This is a genomic window from Serratia nevei, from assembly GCF_024160145.1.
Lineage (GTDB): Bacteria > Pseudomonadota > Gammaproteobacteria > Enterobacterales > Enterobacteriaceae > Serratia > Serratia nevei_A.
The window spans coordinates 1-1,096 of record NZ_JAMYWQ010000096.1; the positions used below are offsets into that span (position 1 = coordinate 1).

General features: G+C 56.8%; 1 protein-coding gene and 1 pseudogene. Both read left to right on the forward strand.

Translation table 11 applies throughout. The annotated features are described in order from the left end of the window. Positions 1-261, forward strand: a pseudogene (locus tag M6G53_RS24875) (IS21 family transposase); the annotation flags it as partial. Between the two features lie 10 nt (positions 262-271). Then, complete coding sequence (istB, locus tag M6G53_RS24880) at positions 272-1,015, forward strand: IS21-like element helper ATPase IstB (protein ID WP_197790519.1); 744 nt, start codon at positions 272-274, stop codon at positions 1,013-1,015. The last annotated feature ends 81 nt before the right edge of the window (positions 1,016-1,096 follow it).

Genomic DNA, 1,096 nt, shown 5'->3' on the forward strand with positions numbered 1-1,096 from the left:
GCAGTGGTGGCCTGGCATCTGCATCATCGTACGCATCCGGAGCAGGCATACCGAACCTGCCTGGGGTTGCTGAATCTCTCCCGCGAGTACGGAGCCGTCAGGCTGGAGAATGCCTGCCAGAAAGCCCTGCTGCTCGAGCGTCCGTGGCGGCAGGTGATCCTGAATCTGCTGATCAACCATCGGGACCGGCTGAAAGAAGAATCGCCGGATGACGCACCTGTCGAGCACAGCAATGTACGCGGTGCCGGGTACTACCACTAAGGAGACAACAATGAACAGCAAACTGCTGGAACAAATACGGGCCCTGCGACTGGGGCACATGAGTAATGCCCTGGAGCAGCAGTGGTCACAACCGATGACCTACACATCGTTAAGCTTCGAAGAGCGCCTGAGCCTGCTGCTGGAGCACGAACTGCTGCAGCGGGAGGTGTCGAAGGTCAACCGTCTGCGACGGCACTCCAGGCTGAGGCTGGATGCACAGCCTTCACAGCTTGACTACCGGCCAGAGCGGGGACTAAGCCGGCAGCTGATGTCCCAGTTGCTGACGGGGGCCTATGTGCATCGCCATGAGAATGTGTTGCTCACCGGGCCAACGGGCTGCGGCAAGACCTACGTTGCTTGTGCGCTGGGAGAGCAAGCCTGCCAGCAGCATGTCCAGGTGGTCTATTACCGTCTGACACGACTGCTTGACGACCTGAACATCGGTCATGCCGACGGGAGTTACCAGAAACAACTGCTGCAGCTGTCGAAAAAAGAGCTGCTGATCCTGGATGACTGGGGACTGGAAAAGCTGAACGCCCGACAATCGTCAGATCTGCTGGAGGTGATGGAAGACCGATACCAGCGGGGAAGCACCATCATCATCAGCCAGTTGCCGGTAAGCGAATGGTACAAACTGGTGGGCAATCCGACAGTGGCCGATGCCTTAATGGACAGGCTGCTGCATAACGGACATCGTGTTGAACTCAAGGGTGAGTCGATGCGTAAACTGGCGCAAACCGATCAGACGAGTTAAAAACAAGAGTAAGAAATAAACAGCGCGAGAAGAGCGATCGGAATCGCCGGAATCACTGATCGAAATCATCGGAATACACAG

Coding starts and splice junctions, on each gene's coding strand:
- istB (WP_197790519.1), top strand. CDS start 272: ATGAACAGCAAACTGCTGGAACAAATACGGGCCCTGCGACTGGGGCAC.